Consider the following 18,060-nt stretch of genomic DNA (forward strand, 5'->3'; position numbering starts at 1 on the left):
CATGGGGGTATTTACTTTCTTAATCTTTTTGGTCTATAATGCAAGGATGAGAGTCATTTCGACAGTCATCTGCTTATTCGCAGCCCTCATTATGATGGCCACGCCTGTCATGGCGTGCTGCGTGACAGGTCATGTTGATATGACTATGGACACAGGACAAGTATCTGAAACGGTATCTCCGCCTTGTCACACGGCCCCTGAAGTCAAATCAGGCGGGAGCGACACGCAAACCCCTGAAAAATATTGCTCCTCTTGTGATGACTGCGCTGTGTCTTCGGCTTTTATGGCTGACAGCGACCCCGTTACCCATGCAAAAGCAGACCTGACCTTTGTAACGCTTATCAATAATCCTACGGTTCTGCCGCGTCCCGAAGTGCGCCTTTTGAGAACAACGGGACCGCCTCCAAGGCAACCTAACGGAAGGCTTGATAGCCCTTACTCACGCTTCGACGCCCAAATCATTTAATCTCCAAGCAGACTGACTGTTCAGAGTTTTCCTCTGAGCCTATTCGCCTGTTTAATTGGAGATTTTGGGATGTTTATCCGCCACACATCATTTTATCAGACTCGGTTTCGCACCGTCACGCTTTCGCTTTTAGTTGGCGGCATGAGCGTTATGAGCTTGCAAGCTGCCGCCTTTGCTCAAGACGCGCTTTATGCACCTGAATTGTTGGGCGCGGGTCCGACGACTGCCGCGCAACAGCAGCAACCTTCGATACGGGCTATGCCCTTTTCTGAATTAGAAACGCAATTGCGCACCCATCCTTCTTTGGACGCGCTTAGCCTTAGCGCGCAAGCCAATCGTCAACGTGCAGAAAGCGCGCTCGGACTGCCTGATCCGGTCGTGTCACTCCAGTTAAATAATGTGCCGCTTTTTGATCCATCTTTTTCAGAATACCTTCCGTCCAATAAAGCCGTTGGCATTCGGCAGGCTTTGCCGAGCCGGTCTGAACGCAAAGCTAACTCGCTTAAATCCTTAAGAAGCGCCGCCCAACAAGAGCTGGAAGCCGAACAACAATATGCAAGGTTGCGCGGTCAGCTATTGGTTTACCTAATTGAGAAACAGAGCCTTGAGGCCCAACGGAGTTTGGCTCTCGCACGTCAGTCAAAATATGACGAACTTTCTGACATCATCGATATTGAAATCAATGCAGGTCGCCCATTGGTGTTCCGCCTCGCAAAAGTGGATGTGGAACGCACAGAAGTTTCTAGAACCTTGGCTGAATTAGAAGGACGTGACGCGCAGATAGATGCGGAGCTCATCAACCTCTTGGGTTTCGTTCCTGAAACGGAACTACCAGCAATTTCCAGGACGCCTTGGACCGGGAACGCGTTGGGATTTTATGCCGTGCGCGTAGCCGATGCGAATGTTGATATATCCGATGCGGATGTGCAGCGCGCAGAAGCAGACTTTAAGCCCGATTGGGGGGTTAATCTAACCTACCAACAGCGCGAGTCCGGCCAAGGCCCGCGCTCAAATTTTGACGGAGATGATTGGGTCTCGGGCGGCGTCAGTTTTACAATTCCGCTCTGGGCAGGCAAACGCCAAGAACCTAATTTACGCGCCGCCAAGATGGATAGGAATGCCAGTATGGCTCGGCGCACAGCCATTGCGCGCCAAGTCCAATCCGAGTGGTCACGCTATGAAGCCCGCCGGGAAACAGCCGTTCAAAACATCCGCATTGTTGAACAGAAAATCAGCGCGATTGAAACGCAGACAGAGGCGCAGTTGATCACTTATGAATCCGGGAATGGCGATTACTCGCCAATCATCGACGGTGAAATCGCCATTCTCATGCTGCGCGCGGAAATCGTCAAAGAACAAACCTTACGCGATCAAATGATTGCAAAAATGAATAGCCTTTTGGTGCCATCATGACTCAGTTTAAATTTGCCCTCATTCTAAGCAGCGCCCTCATTCTGGCGGCTTGTGAACCCGCATCAAAATCCCCTTCGGCTTTGGAAGCCGGACATGACCACGCGGCTATGCAAGCGGGACAATCTCAGTCATCAAAAATGGACATGCCCGCAGAGGAGGTGAGCTCTTACACCTGCCCGATGCACCCGCACTATATTTCGACTGACCCCAATGGGAGCTGTCCGATTTGCGGTATGGATCTCGTCCCGGTCAAAGATAGCGGTTCTTCAGCCGCATCGGGAAAGGGCGAGATACTCTATTACAAAAACCCCATGGGACTTCCTGATACGTCTCCCGTGCCCAAAAAAGACAGCATGGGGATGGATTATATCCCTGTTTACGAAAATGAAGGCCAAAGCGGCGGCGTGGTGGTTTCGCCCGAGATGATCCAAACCATGGGCATCCGAACGGTTACGGTAGGCACAGCGACGTTTAATCAAGCTTTGCGCGCCTACGGCACAGTCGAGCCGAATACGCGGCTGGAGTCTATGGCGGCTTCCCGCCTTGAAGGTTGGATCAGCGGCCTCACCGTGCGGGCAGAAGGCGACACCGTGCGTCGTGGGCAACGTCTTTATAGCATCTACACGCCTGAGCTCATTGCAGCGCAAAAAGACTATCTGGCCTCTCTTCAAATTGGCAATTCCCGCCGCATCGCCTCCGTCCGCCAAAGGCTCATATCCAAAGGCATGCAAGAAAGCCTCGTGGAGCGCTTGACTGAGACCCGCGAACTCATTGAGCGTGTCCCGGTCTATGCGGAAAGCTCCGGCGTTGTAACACAGCTCATGGTGCGCGACGGCGATTATCTCAAACCCGGCGACCCTATCCTGCAATTGCAGGCCTATGATAAGGTCTGGGTCATTGCTTCCTTACCAGAGTCCGACCTGCCGAAGATGGAAATCGGTAAATCCGCCAATCTGAAATTTGATAGCGCGCCTGATGCCGCAAAAACGGGCAAGGTTGACTATATCTACCCGACCATAGACCCTAAAACGCGAACCGCCCGCGTGCGGATCAGCGTTGATAATACCTCCGGCTCTTTACGACCAGGCGCCTATGCCGACATCGTCTTTCAAGCTGACGAAACCGAAACCTCTGCATCGAAGCTGTCTATTCCAAGCCAAGCCATATTACGCGACTCACGCGGGGCACATGTTATCGTCGCTTTGGGGGAAGGCCGTTTCGAGCCTCGGGATGTGACCATTGGAACAAGTGTTCGTGGTCGCACGGAGATATTATCAGGACTTGCTGAAGGCGAGCGTATTGTGGCCAGCGGTCAGTTTATGCTCGATTCTGAATCTAACCTGCGCGAAGGGCTTTCAAAACTCAACCTGCCTGCCACCGATTTTGACGAAAATACGCCTTTATCCGAGCTTCCCATAGACGGCTCTACGCTGAGCCAAATTGATCATATGGTCGATAGCGCGCTATATTTACATGAAGCCTTGATTGATGGCTATGCGATTGACCCATACTTCCTCGACCCCACCCTCAGATTAATTGAAAATCTGAAAGGCAGATTTGCAGGCTCTAAATTATCGCCGATCTTAGAACAGGCAGAAGCGGCGATAAGCGGGGCGAAAGAGAATAAGACAGGTGAGCCCTTAGCGGCCCAGCTTTCGCAGTTGATGACCGCGCTTGACCCTTGGCTGACGCTGGGCGCGCCCGCTCACTATAAGAGCAAAGGCCTCATCTTTTACAGTGATGATGAAACGGCGCGTCTTTGGCTGCAAGATGGCGGATTGCCCGCTAATCCTTATTCAAATGCAACGGCTCAAATCATTTCGTGGCCTGACCCTATGGCTGGCAATATGGCAGACGAGATGTCTGGCAGACAGCCATGAGCGAGCTTCACACTGAAAATTTAGCGGGCAATGATCCGTCTAAATCAGCCGTCGCAAAGCTGATAGCCTGGTCGGTTGCCAATCAACTCATTATCATTGTTTTGGCTATAGCCCTCGCCGTTGGTGGTTGGTTGTCACTCAAAGACATGCCGCTCGACGCGGTTCCCGACCTAACCGATACACAAGTCATCATACGAACGGAGTTTCCAGGACAGTCACCACAAATTGTCGAGGATCTAGTGACCTATCCGCTTTCAACGAACCTGTTGGGTCTCCCAAAAACAAAAGATGTCCGCGGCTCGTCCATGTTTGGCACTAGCTTTGTCTATGTCATCTTTGAAGACAATGTTGATCCCTATTGGGCGCGCTCGCGCGTCGTTGAAGCACTTTCCCGCCTGGGGTCAGACCTCCCTGAAAATGCCAATCCTCAGATTGGGCCTGATGCCACAGGTGTCGGCTGGATTTACCAATATGCTTTGGTTGATAAAACGGGGCAGACAGATTTGGCAGAGCTGCGCTCCCTTCAAGACTGGTTTCTGAAACTAGAGCTGTCCGGCGTGGAAGGCGTCTCGGAAGTGGCCTCCGTCGGCGGATTTGAGCGCGAATATCAAGTCCTCATCGATCCAAACAAACTTGAATCTTATGACGTTTCAATTGCTCAACTTGCCCAGTCTATTCGCGCTGCCAGTAGCGAGGTTGGTGGCCGCGTGCTTGAGCAAGGCGAGACTGAATATGTCATCCGCTCATCAGGCTATGTCAAAACAGCCCTCGATTTAGAACAAGTCGTGGTGTTGGCGAAAGACGGGACGCCTGTGATATTGTCGGATGTGGCCCGCATCGTTGAAGGTCCGGCCCTACGGCGCGGGATTGTGGAGCTTAACGGTGAAGGTGAAACCGTGGCAGGTATCATCGTAATGCGCGACGGCGAAAACGCCTTGGAAGTCATTTACCGTGTGAAAGACAAGCTCGCGGAATTACAGCGTGGCCTACCGGACGGCGTGGAGATCGTCACTGTCTATGACCGCGCGCCGCTCATTGAGGGAGCTGTGTCCTATCTAAAGAAGAAACTGATTGAGGAAGGCCTCGTCGTCGCCCTCGTCATATTTCTTTTCTTGCTTCACTTTAGGGCCGCCTTTGTCGCTGTGATCACTTTGCCGCTGGGCGTTCTTGGGGCTTTCATCATCATGTCAGGCCAAGGGGTGACGGCCAACATTATGTCATTGGGCGGCATAGCGATTGCGATTGGTGCAATGGTGGACGCGTCGATTGTCATGGTCGAAAACGGGGTGAGAAAACTCTCAGATTTGGGCGAAAAGCCTGACGAGCCAACGAGCAAACGAGTACTCATTGAGGCGGCGCAAGAAGTTGGGCCCGGCCTCTTTTTCTCACTGCTAATTATTGTTGCCTCCTTTCTGCCTGTCTTCGCTTTGACAGGAGAGAGTTACCGTCTGTTTTCGCCGCTCGCCTTTACCAAAACTTACGCCATGGCCTTTGGCGCTTTGTTATCGGTCACGCTTATTCCAGTGCTGATGATTTGGCTCTTACGCGGCAAGATGCGTCCAGAGACAGCTAATCCGCTCAACCGTTTCTTTGTCTGGATTTATAAACCCATCATCTGGGCCGCCCTCAAGTTAAAATGGGCGACGGTCCTCATTGCTCTCATCATTACAGCCAGCGTTATTATACCGGCTCAAAAGTTAGGCACTGAATTTATGCCTGCCTTATATGAGGGCGAACTTCTCTACATGCCGACGACCTTACCCGGCGTCTCCTCGACTAAAATGCGCGAAATCCTCGGCCAAACCAACCGCGTCATTAAAACAGTTCCCGAAGTCGAGTCTGTCTTTGGCAAGGCGGGGCGCGCCGATACAGCAACTGACCCTGCGCCGCTGACCATGATTGAAAGCTGGATAAGACTAAAACCTAAATCTGAGTGGCGCGCAGGCATGACCGCTGACGGGATTGTAGATGACTTAAACAGCCGTCTTCAAATGCCGGGCCTTGTGAACTCTTGGGGCTATCCGATCAAAATTAGGATGGATATGGTCTCGACAGGTATTCGCACGCCCATTGGCATTAAGGTGACGGGTGATGACCTCACGCAAATTGAAGCCATTGCGCGCGAGATTGAAGGTGTTGTGACGGACATCCCCGGCACGCGCTCAGCATTTGCTGACCGCGTTCTTGGCGGTAAATATCTTGAGATTACCCCTAACCGTTTGGAACTGGCGCGCCGCAATATCGATATGGGGGCTTTCCAAGGCGTTATCCAAACGGCGCTGGGCGGCATGACACTAGCCGAGTCTGTTCAGGGCCGCGAACGCTATAATATCATGCTGCGCTATGAGCGAGCTTTTCGCGAAACCGATGCTGACATTGGCAACATTCTGATCCCAACGCCAACAGGCGCACATATTCCGCTGCGCGAGGTCGCAAGCGTGGCCTATACGGAAGGACCGCCCATGATCCGGTCTGAAAACGCGCGTCTTACGGGCTGGGTTTTTGTGGACATCGCGGGTCGTGACCTTGGCGGCTATGTGGCTGAGGCGAAAGACATTGTGGCCAATGCCGTCACCTTGCCGCCGGGCTATGCCGTGGAATGGTCGGGTCAATATGAGCAATTACAGCGCGCCAATGAGCGCCTGAAAATTGCCATCCCAGCCGCCATAGGTCTTATCTTTCTTCTCTTAATGCTTCACTTTGGCCGTCTTGACCGGACGCTAATCATTATGCTGTCTCTGCCATTCGGGCTCGTTGGCGGTTTATGGGCCGTTTATTTAGCGGGCTATAACCTCTCCGTTGCGGTCGCCGTTGGCTTCATCGCTCTGGGCGGTATTGCAGTCGAAACCGCCGTTGTCATGCTGCTCTATATCGATCAGCAAGTCCGCACGGATGAGCCGACAACCCGTACAGAGCTGTTCCAGGCCGTAAGCCACGGCGCAGCCTTGCGCGTGCGCCCCAAGCTTATGACCGTCCTGACAGTCATGGCAGGTCTAGCCCCGATTTTTCTGACAGAGGGCTTAGGCTCAGATGTCATGCGGCGCATCGCTTTACCCATGCTTGGCGGGATGATTTCGACAACCGTTCTCACCCTCATAGTTATTCCGGCGATCTATTTCATCTGGGTCGGTCGCCAATTACCAAAATCACCAAAACCAAACCATGCAACGCTTGAAGGAGAAACCGCATGAAACATCTAACTCAACTCACACTTACGGCCTTGGCCGCATTAAGCTTGTCCGCGTGCGGCCGCGGCGAGATTGACCACAGCAAAATGGACGACGCGAAAATGGACCATAGTCAAATGGATCAAATGAAATCCATGGGCGATACAGGTCACACTACAGGCATCATTGTCTCCGTTAGTCCCGATGGAAAAGAAGCGACTATCGACCATCAAGAAATTGAAGGCGTTGGCATGGGGGCCATGACGATGGGATTTGGTATCACATCTGCCGTTGACCTCTCCGGATTTGCCAAAGACGACAAGGTCAGTTTCATGGTCAAGAAGGGCCGTGATGGAAGCTACCGTATTACGGCGATCTGCAACACAGACACTGATGGCAAAGACTGCCTCGACGCAAAGATGGACCATAGCGGTCACTGATAGATTGGGCCTGCGAATTACGTCGCAGGCCCAATTTAGAGGTCTGGGGAGGGCTTAATGAATAAAGCGATATTAAACCGAAATTTGCGCAAGCTTCATTTATGGTTCGGCATTGGCATTGGTCTGCAATTAGGGCTGTGGCTCATCTCCGGTCTGTTCATGACCCTTTTTCCAATTGATCAAGTCCGGGGCACGCATTTACGGGCCGAAATCTCTTCGCCCATTGTCTCGCCCAACCTAGATATTTTAGGCCCGTCAGACATCGTTTCAAAACACGCGCTTCGTCCGCAATCTCTCACGCTTAAGATACTCAATGATCAGCCCGTTTATATCGTTGCAAGTGAAGAGCAAACGCAAGTCTTTGACGCTAAATCCGGTGTTGTCTGGGAAACCTTGAATGAGGCGCTAGCCACGCAAATTGCGGTCAGTAACTATGCTGGGCGAAGTACGGAAACTGCAGCCACTTTCTTTCAAGACAAAGCCCCGCGCGAATATGGGCGCGAGGGACCAGTTTGGCGGATTGATTTCAAGAAACCGGATGCTGCCAGTTTTTACGTCGATGCCACTACGGCCGAGGTCAAAGCTGTCAGAACAGGTTTATGGCGGACCTTTGATTTCATGTGGGGCTTGCACATTATGGATTGGAGCAACCGCGAGAACTTTAATTCTTGGTGGATCAAAGCGGTTGCATCTCTTGCAGTCTTTTTCTTCCTAACGGGCTTAGCGCTCGTCGTGCTCAGGCTTCGTAGCGCCTTTAAGCGTCGCCGCAACTCAAAGTCGGGAGCCTGATCATGGTCTCAACACTTCCATCGGCACCAAACGATCCTTTATTTGGTCATAATCATTTCACGCCTATTCGGTGGGTTCTCGCAGGCCTTGTTGCCCTTGGTCATTTTTGGCTCACGACCACGGGCTATGAGCCTTTCAGAATCCACCAATGGACAGGTGGGTATATGGCCGTGAACGGTTTTTTCGTTCTCTCCGGTCTGCTTATTATGAAAAGCCTCGCAACACGTAACGATCTAAAATCATATGCCGCCTCTCGGCTTCTTAGAATTTACCCCGCTCTGATAGCGATCATGGTTGCCTTCGTTCTGGTTTTTTCGACTCTCTTTTCAAAACCCGGCGGCCTCGTAAATTTAACATCCCCTGATACTTGGTCTTACGCTTTGCGGGTTTTGCTCATGGGAGATCCACAATGGGCTCCCGGAGGCATTTTTGCAGGCAATCTTGAAGAAGACTTCAATGGTCCTCTCTGGACCATCAGATATGAGATGGCCGCATATGTCCTTGCGGCTTTGGCATTCTTTGTAGGGCTCGCTAAACGACTTTGGACGACAATCCTCATGCTTGTTGCCGTTGCCGGAATTTACATAGCTGCTCCGCTATTCTTTGACGTTTCAACCCTGCCAGCTTCAATTATGCCATTATTCCGGCTCTCAGCGTGCTTCTTACTGGGTATGACGTTATGGCACTGGCCAGCAGGCCGTAGACCGCCTTGGTGGAGTATTGCTGTTATCGCAGTCTTATTCGCTGTTTTCGGTGCAAGCTTTCTCGGTGAGCTCTTGGCAACATTGCTACTCACGGGAATTATGCTGAGGCTGGGCCTGTCTCGCCGCCAATTTAAGCCGCTACTAAAACTCCCGGATTACTCATATGGCATATACATCTGGCACTATCCGATCATCCAAGCCGTCTTGTTTCTCATTCCTGATTTGGGACCTTTTGAAGTTATGGCAATTTCCACGCCTCTGTTTATTCTCTTCGCGGGATTATCGTGGCACGTCATTGAGAAGCCCGCGCTTAGATTGAAGTCTCGCGTCTCTAGGTGAGCATAGTATGCAATAGACTTGTAAGGTAAAATCGTGCCCCAAAATGGGGGTCAAACTGTGCCCCAAAGACTGTTTGACACTCACCTAAGTAACTGTTATTTATACCTTATTGTGATAACTATGAGTCCTGCTTGCGGAGCCATTTTTTCTTCATTCTTAGATTACAATCTATGTGTTTGCATTTAAGCGGATGCTCTGGGCTAAAAGAGAGAGTTTAGTGCTGTTTCTTGATACCAGTTTACGCACGGGAACACGACTTCGTCCGGCAGATAATGTGCGTCTATCCAAGGCTGACTACTGTTAAACGGTCTTTGCTCCACCGATTGGTGCAAAAGCATATCAAGTATGCTTTGCATCCACGTGGTTTCACATTTTGGCGGTGTGACTACTACAATGTCCCCGGCGCGAAATTCGAGTTTTTCCTATGAACGGGTATCAGCGTGTCAGCTGCGAACAATTTTGGTCAGCTTCCTGATCGGTATGACAACCCCTGATGTTATAGAGATTCATTCTACGCCGTCATGGCCCCGCGAATGGGGGAAACAGGAGCGCTGTGATCAAACTTCATGAGTTCGGCTTCAGATGTGCCGCTGCGAATTTTCGTAAGCCATTCCTCCGGGTCATATTCCGTCCCCACCGGATTACTTCCGATATCTTTTCCGTGAAAATATGCTGTGCATTCTTCTTTGGTCGGGAAACAATCGACGGAAAACTCCATCTGGTTTCCATCGGGGTCGGCATAATAAAGCGACGCACTCATGCCGTGATTTGTCAGTCATCATATAAAATGGCTCAGATTTTTCTCTAGCGGTAGATATCTTGGCATCTCTGAGGCCCAGCTAAGTCTCTAAGAAACTTATACTGAATTAATGCGTAGAACTAAGGACACCGGAATTCATCCGTAATTGCTTTCGGTCCTAAATAGGAGCCAGCCTTGGGTACTTTGCGCCAAAAAACTATTACAAAACCAATTTTCAACTGGGCAAAAAAAGCCATGCCTAGCTTGTCGGAGACAGAACGCGACGCCCTAAACGCCGGAGATACTTGGTGGGATGGGGAACTTTTCACCGGAAATCCTAATTGGGAAATGTTGAGAAACACACCCCCGTCGCGTTTGACCAAAGAAGAACAGAATTTCATAGATGGCCCCTTGGAAGAACTATGCCGCCTCATAGATGATTGGAAAATCGTCTGGGAAACAGGGGATATGGAACAGAAGGTCTGGGATTTTCTTCGTGAAAATAAACTCTTTGGTATGATTATCCCAAAGAGATATGGCGGCCTTGAATTCTCGGCCTTTGCGCATTCTGAAATTGTCAAAAAAATTACAACCCGCTCCACAGTAGCGGCTGTCACAACCATGGTACCGAATTCGCTCGGCCCTGGAGAACTTCTCCTGCAATTCGGTACCGAAGATCAAAAAGACTACTGGCTGCCCCGCTTGGCAGATGGCCGGGAAATCCCCTGTTTTGGTTTAACAAGTGAAGAAGCCGGATCTGACGCGGGCGCCATGGTCGATAGTGGCGTCATTTGTGAAGGTGTGTATCACGGCGAAAAGGTACTCGGCATACGCCTTAACTGGAGCAAGCGTTATATTACGCTGGGGCCTGTTGCCACTGTCTTGGGCTTGGCTTTCAAATGCTATGACCCGGATCACCTTCTCGGAGACCAAGAAGATTTAGGGATTTCTGTTGCGCTTGTACCGACAGATCTTCCGGGCGTTGAGATCGGACGCCGACACCTGCCGGCCTTTCAGATGTTCCAAAACGGCCCGAACTCGGGGAAAGACGTTTTCATCCCCTTTGAGAATGTGATCGGAGGCAAGTCACAGTTGGGGCGTGGCTGGGCTATGCTGATGAGCGCCCTTGCGGCGGGTCGCGGTATCTCTTTACCGGCCCTCTCCGCAGCGGGCGCAACGCTAACAGCGCGCACCTCTGGAAATTATGCCCGAGTGCGCCAACAATTTGGCGTTCCGATCAGTAAATTTGAAGGCATTCAAGCCCCTCTCGCAGCACTCAGCGCCCGGGCCTACAAACTGGACGCCGCACGCTATTTAACCTGCTCGGCTTTGGATCAAGGACATAAACCTTCTGTCATCGCCGCCATCATGAAATATCACATGACCAACGCTCTAAGAGAGTCGGTCACTGATGCCATGGATATTCATGCCGGCAAGGCTGTTATGGATGGACCTTTGAACTACCTCGGCAGCTTGAACCGGGCTGTGCCAGTCGCCATCACAGTTGAAGGGGCCAATATTATGACGCGGAGTCTCATGATATTTGGACAAGGCGCAATACGCTGCCATCCCCATCTACTTGATGAAATTCTGGCATTAGAGAAAGAAGACCAATCCGAAGCTCTAAGGGATTTCGACAAAGCTTTTTGGAAACATGTAGGGCATTCTGTGAAAACCGTTTTCCGCTCCATTGGGCGGAGTTGGTTCGGTACTGGCCCGTCCCCTGACGAACCTGAACTAAAAAAATATTACAAGTCTATGAGTCGATATGCAGCGGCGCTGGCGATCGCGTCGGATATGTCGTTATTAATTTTAGGCGGAAAACTGAAATTCAAAGAAATGCTTTCCGCTCGTTTGGGTGACGTACTCTCAGAGCTTTATATGCTATCTGCGGTTCTTAAACGGTGGGAAGATGAAGGCCGTCACTCAGAGGACCTTCCTCTCGTTAGATATAACATGAAAAAAGGATTTGTGGCGATTGAGACTGCCTTAGACGAAGTTTACAATAACTTTCCAAATAGATTAGTTGCTTGGTTCTTACGGGCCATCACGCTGCCATTTGGGAAATCTCAAACTCTGCCTTCGGACGAATTGAAACGGCAATGCGCGGATCTAATTACTAGCTCAAACTCAACACGTGATAGGTTGTCCCAAGGCATGTATCTATGTGATGAACACGGCAGTGAAGGCATCTCCAGATTAGAAAGAGCCTTTGACTTTACCCTCGAAGCGGACCCGGCAGAGACCAAACTCCGGAACGCGGATTATTCTGATCCTGAGAAAGCCTTAAAGGAATCTCTTATTACTCAAACTGAATATGACTTAATTTTACAGGCTCGCGAGGCGGCAGCTCTCGTCATAGAAGTCGATGATTTCGCCGCCGATGACTTTGTACGTTATGGATGCCCCCCTGAAGATAAAGAACCGGAGGAACCCGTGCGGGAATATTTGAAAAGAACTTCGTCTAAAATTGCGAGTGCGGCAGAATGAAAGGCAGAGATGTTTACATCGTCGACGGCGCTCGGACGCCTTTTTTAAAAGCGCGCGGCGGGCCCGGCCCGTTCACCCCTGTGGATTTGGCCGTTCAATGCGGACGCCCCTTACTCCTGCGGCAGTCTTTTTCGCCGACTGAATTTGATCAGGTTATTTTAGGCTGCGTCAACGTCGTCGCAGATGAAATGAACCCGGCCAGAGTCGCAGCCCTTCGATTAGGTATGGGCTCAGAAATGGTTGCTTTTACCGTTCAGATCAATTGCGGCTCAGGCATGCAATCCATTGATACAGCCTATCGGTATATAAGAGACGGCGGGTCTGATATGATACTTGCCGGCGGAGCCGAAGCGCTCAGCCATGCGCCCCTTGTCTATCGCCGCGAAGCCGTTGAATGGTTCGGAGCTTTGGCCGGAGCCAAGTCATTGAGCCAAAGGCTGAAGCTATTCACCAAATTGCGGCCTTCCATGTTTAAACCCGTCATTGGTTTGGAACGCGGCCTGACAGACCCCATTACCTCTCTGAATATGGGACAAACGGCAGAAGTCCTCGCGCATCTCTTTAATATTTCTCGCGAGCAAGCCGATGAATATGCCGTCCAAAGCCAACTTCGCCTCGCTAAGGCGCAGGAAGAAGGATATCTGGACGAGGAAGTCCTTCCGGCTTTTTCACCAAATGGGGACGTTTTTGAAACGGATGACGGGGTTAGACCAGACTCCAGTACAGATAAACTAGCTAAGCTCAAACCCGTCTTTGAAAAACCCCATGGGAAAGTGACTCCGGGAAACAGTTCACAAATCACGGACGGCGCAAGTTGGGTCATTCTCGCCTCTGAAGAGGCCGTACAAAAACATAATTTGAAACCCAGAGCTAAACTCACGGATTCGAATTGGGCGGGTCTTGATCCGAAAATAATGGGACTTGGTCCCGTTATGAGTTCAACCCCTCTCATGCAAAAACATAATTTAAAATTGGCGGATATCGACCTCTGGGAAATTAATGAAGCGTTTGCTGCTCAAGTCCTCGCTTGTCTCGCGGCCTGGGAAGATGCAGATTTTTGCAAAGATGTTCTTGGTCTGGACGCTCCCATCGGAAAAATTAGTCAAGACCGCCTGAATATTGACGGTGGAGCGATTAGTCTCGGCCACCCTGTCGGCACGAGTGGCAATCGCATCGTCCTGCATCTGGTCAATGCCTTGCACAGGACCGGCGGCAAGCGGGGTATTGCAACGGAATGTATTGGCGGCGGCTTGGGCGGCGCCATGTTAGTAGAGAGGGTTTAGAAATGACGCGACAAAGTCCTGTCCTTAAATCTCTTATGTCTCGTCAAATGGAAATGGGAGACGTAGAAAACCTCCAAGACATGCGCCATTTTCGAATGGGACGTGACGACAACGATATTGCCTGGGTCTTTTTTCACCGACAGGGAGAGTCTGTAAACACCCTTAACAGAGCCGTCCTCGAAGACCTGTCGCGCGTTCTGGATGCGTTAGAAAGCCAACCTCCAAAAGGCGTCGTCATTCGCTCAACAAAACAGTCCGGCTTCTGCGCCGGAGCAGATATACGTGATTTCCGCGAAGCGGCCTCACCAGAAGTTATGATAGATGAACTTTTGCAAGGCAAAGTTATTCTTGATCGATTGGAATCCCTGCCCTGCCCGACAATTGCTCTTGTACATGGACACTGCCTCGGCGGCGGATTCGAACTGGCCTTGGCCTGCGATGAGCGCATTGCCATAGACGGGGCCAAATTTGGATTTCCCGAAGTTCAGCTTGGACTGCACCCCGGACTGGATGGGTCGGTTCGTTTAACGCGGTTGATAAATCCCCTCGAAGCCATGACCCATATGCTTACAGGCAAAACCGCCTACACAAAAAAAGCAAAAACCCTTGGCATTGTTTCAGAAATTGTAGAAGAGCGACATGCTAAAGCGGCGGTTCAATCGCTTGTCAAAAACCGCCCTCAAGCTGGTAAAAACGGATTTCTTGGCAGCGTGATGAAAACTGGCTTGGGCCGGTCTATTGCAGCAAAGAAAATGCGCGCTCAAACCGCGAAACAGGCTCCAAAAGCCCATTATCCTGCACCATATGCTTTAATTGATTTATGGGAGAAGCACGGCGGCAACCGAGACGCAATGTCCAAAGCGGAAACCCATTCTTTCGCTCAGCTCATGTTTTCAGAAACAGCCCAAAACCTTATTCGTGTTTATTTCCTTAAAGAGGCCCTGAAGTCATCTGCTGATAATAAATCGGAATTTGGCCACCTCCATATGATCGGCGCCGGAGCGATGGGCGGCGATATTGCCGCTTGGTCCGCGATACAGGGTTTGACCGTCACTTTGTCTGATATCGAAAATGACGCCATTGGCGTGGCCATGAAACGCGCCAAAGCCATGACACAGAAACGGCACTTAAATTCCATGCAGTCGCGGGACGCTATGGATAGGCTCATAGCTGATCCAAAACAAAACGGTGTCAAGAAAGCGGACATTCTCATTGAAGCCGGCCCGGAAGTCGAAAAAATTAAAAAACAGATTTATGCGTCTGTTGAACCGGATTTGAAAACAACGGCCGTTTTGGCAACTAATACCTCTAGTTTGCCGCTGGCCGATATCGGTCGTTCTCTTAAGAAAAAAGGACGTTTCGCCGGAATCCACTTCTTTAACCCTGTCGCGAGTCTTGATTTGGTTGAAGTCGTGAATTGGTCTGGCGCGAATAAGGTGACCATGGAGCGTTCCCGCGGCTTTATTGGCCAGATAGGCAAACTGCCCGTCGACGTTAAAAGCGCGCCCGGATTTTTAGTCAACCGCGCTTTGATGCCCTATCTCCTCGAAGCTATTCTCATGCTAGAAGAAGGCGTTAAAGCAGAAACAATAGACAAAGCCGCCGAAGGCTTCGGTATGCCTGTCGGGCCCATTGAGCTAGCCGATCAGGTCGGTTTGGATATTTGTCAGCATGTAGGAGACGTTCTTCGGGAACAATTGGACACGCCCGTCGCCGAGATACCTACCTTCGTTAGACAAAAAGTTGAGGACGGTCATTTGGGTAAAAAAACTGGTCAGGGTTTTTACAAATGGAAAGATGGCAAGGCACAGAAGGATGAACCCGGAACGCCCGCCGACGACGCCCAAGACCGTCTAATTCTACCCCTGCTGAATGCATGCGCTGCCTGTTTACGAAAAGACATTGTCGGCAGCTCAGACGAACTTGATGCCGCCATGATTTTTGCAACAGGCTTTGCTCCATTTCGAGGCGGCCCCATGAATTACGCGGCCTCGCGAGGTCATAAGGACATAAAACAATTCCTTTCCAGTCTTTCCAAAACCTATGGCCCGCGCTTTGACCCAGACCCTTTCTGGCAAGCATAAGCCAAAGCGCCATGGCTGAAAATACAGTGAATTTTACGGACGCCGGCTTACTTGCCGACGAGATAATTGAGCGCTTAGAGGGAAATATCATAATGGCCACGCCGCTCGGTCTCGGCAAAGCCAATCACGTTATTAATGCCATTTACGACCGCGTCAGGCAAAACCAGGCTTACTCACTAAAAATATACACGGCCCTTACTCTCACCACGCCCTCAGCCACGTCGGATATGGAAGGTCGGTTTCTTGGCCCCTTAAAGGATCGTCTTTATGAAGGCTATTGTGAGCTAACTTTTGCGCAGGATTTACAAAACGGCAAACTGCCTCCTAATGTGGATGTTTGTGAATTTTTCTTGGCGGCAGGCCAATGGCTCGGAAATGCAACCGTTCAAAAAAACTATATTAGCGCCAACTACTCAGATGCAGGGAGTTATATCCTTGAGGACGGAATTAATCTTGTTGTGCAGATGGTTTCGAGGAGATCAAAAGACTCAAATTATAGTCTTGCCTGCAATCCAGATATAACGCTTGATCTCCTGTCTGCCCGCGAAAGCGGAGATGCTAACTTTATCATGGTAGGAGAGATCAATAATACCCTGCCCTATATGTCAGGCGACGCCGAGATAAAGCGTGACAATTTTGAGTTCATTTTAGACGGCGAGTCTGCTGCCTCTGCACTTTTCAATATCCCCAAAAGACCCGTTGGCCTGCCGGAATACGCCGCCGGATTTTATGCTTCAGGCCTTATTCCCGATGATGGCACCTTACAGATAGGAATCGGGTCTATCGGCGACGCCGTCGCTTACGCCCTAATTTTACGCCAAAATGAAAACGAGACTTACCGCAAGGTTATGAGCGCTCTCCATACCGAAGAGGAGATGCGCGGTTTACATCTTGCTCCCTTTGACATTGGCCTGCACGGAATGAGCGAAATGTTTGTGGACAGCTTTCTCGATTTGATGGAGGGAGACGTAATCAAGCGGGAAGTCGAAAGCGTACTAGTTCACGGCGGATTTTTTGTTGGTCCCAAGTCGTTCTATCAACGCCTAAACGAGATGCCGGAGAAGTTGCGCCAGAAAATCAACATGACCCGGGTTCGGTTCATTAATGACGTGCACAGTCATTTCGAAGAAAAACAAAAACATCGGCAAAATGCGCGCTTTATAAACAATGCCATGAAAGCGACCCTGCTCGGATCCGTCGTCTCTGATGGCCTGGAAAATGGTCAGGTCATAAGCGGCGTTGGCGGGCAATATGACTTCGTGCGTCAGGCCTTTGCGCTCCAAGGCGCCCGGTCTTTGATAATGTTAAACGCTCTGCGCGACGGAACCGTAAATCCCGAAAGCAATATTGTTTGGAATTATGGCCATACAACCATCCCCCGTCATCTGAGGGATATAGTGGTTACGGAATACGGCGCGGCGGATTTAAGAGGCAAAAGTGATGCGGATGTTATAAAGGGGATGATTTCAATCTCGGACGCGCAATTCCATGGCGAATTGATAAAAAAAGCTCAAGAGAACGGAAAACTTTCGCGCGAATTCAATCCACCGACCGAATGGTCCAAAAATACGGCAGGCCACATTCAGCAGGCTCTTAGTGAATTTAGAGGTAAGGGTTATTTGCCGGAATTTCCATTTGGCACTGACTTTACCCCGGTTGAGCAAAAACTCATAAAAGCCCTGGATAAGCTAAAACCAATTTCAAAATCCAAATTCCAGATAATTAAAACATCCTGGAAAGGCTTCCGCAGTCACCCTGACGGGGATATACGCGACGCCCTGAAACGAATGAAATTAGATAAACCAAATAGCTTTGATGAACGCTCCAAAGCCTATCTATTACGAGCTGTTCTTTAAATGCAACCAGCCTCAAGACGACTTATAACTTGCCTTCGAGTATATCTTTTTCTGCCGAGAGGGCATTTTTAAAGACAAAAAAGAATAAAACGGCTAATGGTATCAGCATAAGAGCTTCGCCGCCCATTATTACGGATTGTGAGGCATGCAGAGCGTTTAAGCCCATCCACGTCAGACCTTCGATAAACACGCCGGCTTCTAGAGTCAGAAAAAGCGTTCCTACAAGTGCATTTAGGTAAATCATCTTAATATTCCTTATCAAAGAGCATCTGTTTTGCAATGCCCTGCTCGAAATGTGTGTTGTAAAGGCCAGTTTGCAAGGCTCTTGTAAGATTAATTTTGGATATCACATGCAATTTCTAATTCCCTTAGATAGTTCTGATAGGGCCGACTGCCCGACCATTCGAAGC

Annotated in this window: 14 protein-coding genes; 11 read left to right on the top strand and 3 right to left on the bottom strand. The window is 50.3% G+C overall.

Annotation, left to right across the window (positions count from 1 at the left end; translation table 11 throughout):
* The first annotated feature begins 91 nt into the window (after positions 1 to 91).
* The 7 genes from ACNA05_RS02200 (at position 92) to ACNA05_RS02230 (ending at position 9,198) form a co-directional block, all read left to right on the top strand.
* Entirely contained in the window at positions 92 to 466 is a 375-nt protein-coding gene (locus tag ACNA05_RS02200) for a hypothetical protein (protein ID WP_415809740.1), read from the top strand.
* A gap of 69 nt (positions 467 to 535) precedes the next feature.
* Complete coding sequence (locus ACNA05_RS02205) at positions 536 to 1,879, top strand: TolC family protein (RefSeq protein ID WP_415809741.1); 1,344 nt, start codon at positions 536 to 538, stop codon at positions 1,877 to 1,879.
* Positions 1,876 to 3,759: an efflux RND transporter periplasmic adaptor subunit gene (locus ACNA05_RS02210; RefSeq protein WP_415809742.1), complete on the top strand. Its 1,884-nt coding sequence runs from the start codon at positions 1,876 to 1,878 to the stop codon at positions 3,757 to 3,759. The genes ACNA05_RS02205 and ACNA05_RS02210 overlap by 4 nt, the downstream gene beginning before the upstream one ends.
* On the top strand, positions 3,756 to 6,950 hold the full coding sequence (locus tag ACNA05_RS02215; RefSeq protein WP_415809743.1) for an efflux RND transporter permease subunit: 3,195 nt from the start codon (positions 3,756 to 3,758) through the stop codon (positions 6,948 to 6,950). The genes ACNA05_RS02210 and ACNA05_RS02215 overlap by 4 nt, the downstream gene beginning before the upstream one ends.
* Entirely contained in the window at positions 6,947 to 7,366 is a 420-nt protein-coding gene (locus ACNA05_RS02220; RefSeq protein ID WP_415809744.1) for a copper-binding protein, read from the top strand. Before ACNA05_RS02215 ends, ACNA05_RS02220 begins: the two co-directional genes overlap by 4 nt.
* A 57-nt stretch (positions 7,367 to 7,423) precedes the next feature.
* Complete coding sequence (locus ACNA05_RS02225) at positions 7,424 to 8,155, top strand: PepSY domain-containing protein (protein ID WP_415809745.1); 732 nt, start codon at positions 7,424 to 7,426, stop codon at positions 8,153 to 8,155.
* A 2-nt stretch (positions 8,156 to 8,157) separates the two neighbouring features.
* Complete coding sequence (locus tag ACNA05_RS02230; RefSeq protein ID WP_415809746.1) at positions 8,158 to 9,198, top strand: acyltransferase family protein; 1,041 nt, start codon at positions 8,158 to 8,160, stop codon at positions 9,196 to 9,198.
* A 200-nt stretch (positions 9,199 to 9,398) separates the two neighbouring features.
* On the opposite strand, the gene ACNA05_RS02235 is transcribed toward ACNA05_RS02230, so the two are convergent.
* Together ACNA05_RS02235 and ACNA05_RS02240 are read right to left on the bottom strand one after the other, a co-directional pair.
* The gene (locus tag ACNA05_RS02235; protein ID WP_415810104.1) at positions 9,399 to 9,593 is read right to left on the bottom strand and encodes a hypothetical protein; all 195 of its coding nucleotides are present in this window, start codon (positions 9,591 to 9,593) and stop codon (positions 9,399 to 9,401) included.
* 116 nt (positions 9,594 to 9,709) lie between these two features.
* Entirely contained in the window at positions 9,710 to 9,958 is a 249-nt protein-coding gene (locus ACNA05_RS02240) for a VOC family protein (protein WP_415809747.1), read from the bottom strand.
* Between the two features lie 174 nt (positions 9,959 to 10,132).
* On the opposite strand from ACNA05_RS02240, the gene ACNA05_RS02245 reads away from it, so the two are divergent.
* Genes ACNA05_RS02245 through ACNA05_RS02260 form a run of 4 tightly spaced genes read left to right on the top strand, consistent with a single transcriptional unit; the run spans position 10,133 to position 17,650 of the window.
* Positions 10,133 to 12,427, top strand: coding sequence for an acyl-CoA dehydrogenase (locus tag ACNA05_RS02245; protein WP_415809748.1), 2,295 nt, complete (start codon positions 10,133 to 10,135; stop codon positions 12,425 to 12,427).
* The gene (locus tag ACNA05_RS02250; protein ID WP_415809749.1) at positions 12,424 to 13,710 is read left to right on the top strand and encodes an acetyl-CoA C-acetyltransferase; all 1,287 of its coding nucleotides are present in this window, start codon (positions 12,424 to 12,426) and stop codon (positions 13,708 to 13,710) included. The genes ACNA05_RS02245 and ACNA05_RS02250 overlap by 4 nt, the downstream gene beginning before the upstream one ends.
* A 2-nt stretch (positions 13,711 to 13,712) precedes the next feature.
* The gene (locus ACNA05_RS02255; RefSeq protein WP_415809750.1) at positions 13,713 to 15,794 is read left to right on the top strand and encodes a 3-hydroxyacyl-CoA dehydrogenase NAD-binding domain-containing protein; all 2,082 of its coding nucleotides are present in this window, start codon (positions 13,713 to 13,715) and stop codon (positions 15,792 to 15,794) included.
* Between the two features lie 11 nt (positions 15,795 to 15,805).
* Complete coding sequence (locus ACNA05_RS02260) at positions 15,806 to 17,650, top strand: acetyl-CoA hydrolase/transferase C-terminal domain-containing protein (protein ID WP_415809751.1); 1,845 nt, start codon at positions 15,806 to 15,808, stop codon at positions 17,648 to 17,650.
* A 22-nt stretch (positions 17,651 to 17,672) separates the two neighbouring features.
* Here ACNA05_RS02260 and ACNA05_RS02265 read toward each other — a convergent pair whose 3' ends face one another.
* Positions 17,673 to 17,894 carry a hypothetical protein gene (locus ACNA05_RS02265; protein ID WP_415809752.1) on the bottom strand — a complete coding sequence of 74 codons (222 nt, stop codon included), beginning with the start codon at positions 17,892 to 17,894 and terminating at the stop codon, positions 17,673 to 17,675.
* Between the last annotated feature and the right edge of the window lie 166 nt (positions 17,895 to 18,060).

The sequence above is a fragment of the Litorimonas haliclonae genome, from assembly GCF_965138505.1.
Taxonomy (GTDB): Bacteria; Pseudomonadota; Alphaproteobacteria; order Caulobacterales; family Maricaulaceae; genus Litorimonas; species Litorimonas haliclonae.

Bases quoted from the DNA above. Each gene is read 5' to 3' on its own strand.
- ACNA05_RS02250 (WP_415809749.1), top strand. From the start codon at position 12,424: ATGAAAGGCAGAGATGTTTACATCGTCGACGGCGCTCGGACGCCTTTT.
- ACNA05_RS02260 (WP_415809751.1), top strand. From the start codon at position 15,806: ATGGCTGAAAATACAGTGAATTTTACGGACGCCGGCTTACTTGCCGAC.
- ACNA05_RS02255 (WP_415809750.1), top strand. From the start codon at position 13,713: ATGACGCGACAAAGTCCTGTCCTTAAATCTCTTATGTCTCGTCAAATG.
- ACNA05_RS02200 (WP_415809740.1), top strand. From the start codon at position 92: ATGATGGCCACGCCTGTCATGGCGTGCTGCGTGACAGGTCATGTTGAT.
- ACNA05_RS02205 (WP_415809741.1), top strand. From the start codon at position 536: ATGTTTATCCGCCACACATCATTTTATCAGACTCGGTTTCGCACCGTC.
- ACNA05_RS02215 (WP_415809743.1), top strand. From the start codon at position 3,756: ATGAGCGAGCTTCACACTGAAAATTTAGCGGGCAATGATCCGTCTAAA.
- ACNA05_RS02265 (WP_415809752.1), bottom strand. From the start codon at position 17,894: ATGATTTACCTAAATGCACTTGTAGGAACGCTTTTTCTGACTCTAGAA.
- ACNA05_RS02210 (WP_415809742.1), top strand. From the start codon at position 1,876: ATGACTCAGTTTAAATTTGCCCTCATTCTAAGCAGCGCCCTCATTCTG.
- ACNA05_RS02230 (WP_415809746.1), top strand. From the start codon at position 8,158: ATGGTCTCAACACTTCCATCGGCACCAAACGATCCTTTATTTGGTCAT.
- ACNA05_RS02220 (WP_415809744.1), top strand. From the start codon at position 6,947: ATGAAACATCTAACTCAACTCACACTTACGGCCTTGGCCGCATTAAGC.
- ACNA05_RS02225 (WP_415809745.1), top strand. From the start codon at position 7,424: ATGAATAAAGCGATATTAAACCGAAATTTGCGCAAGCTTCATTTATGG.
- ACNA05_RS02240 (WP_415809747.1), bottom strand. From the start codon at position 9,958: ATGAGTGCGTCGCTTTATTATGCCGACCCCGATGGAAACCAGATGGAG.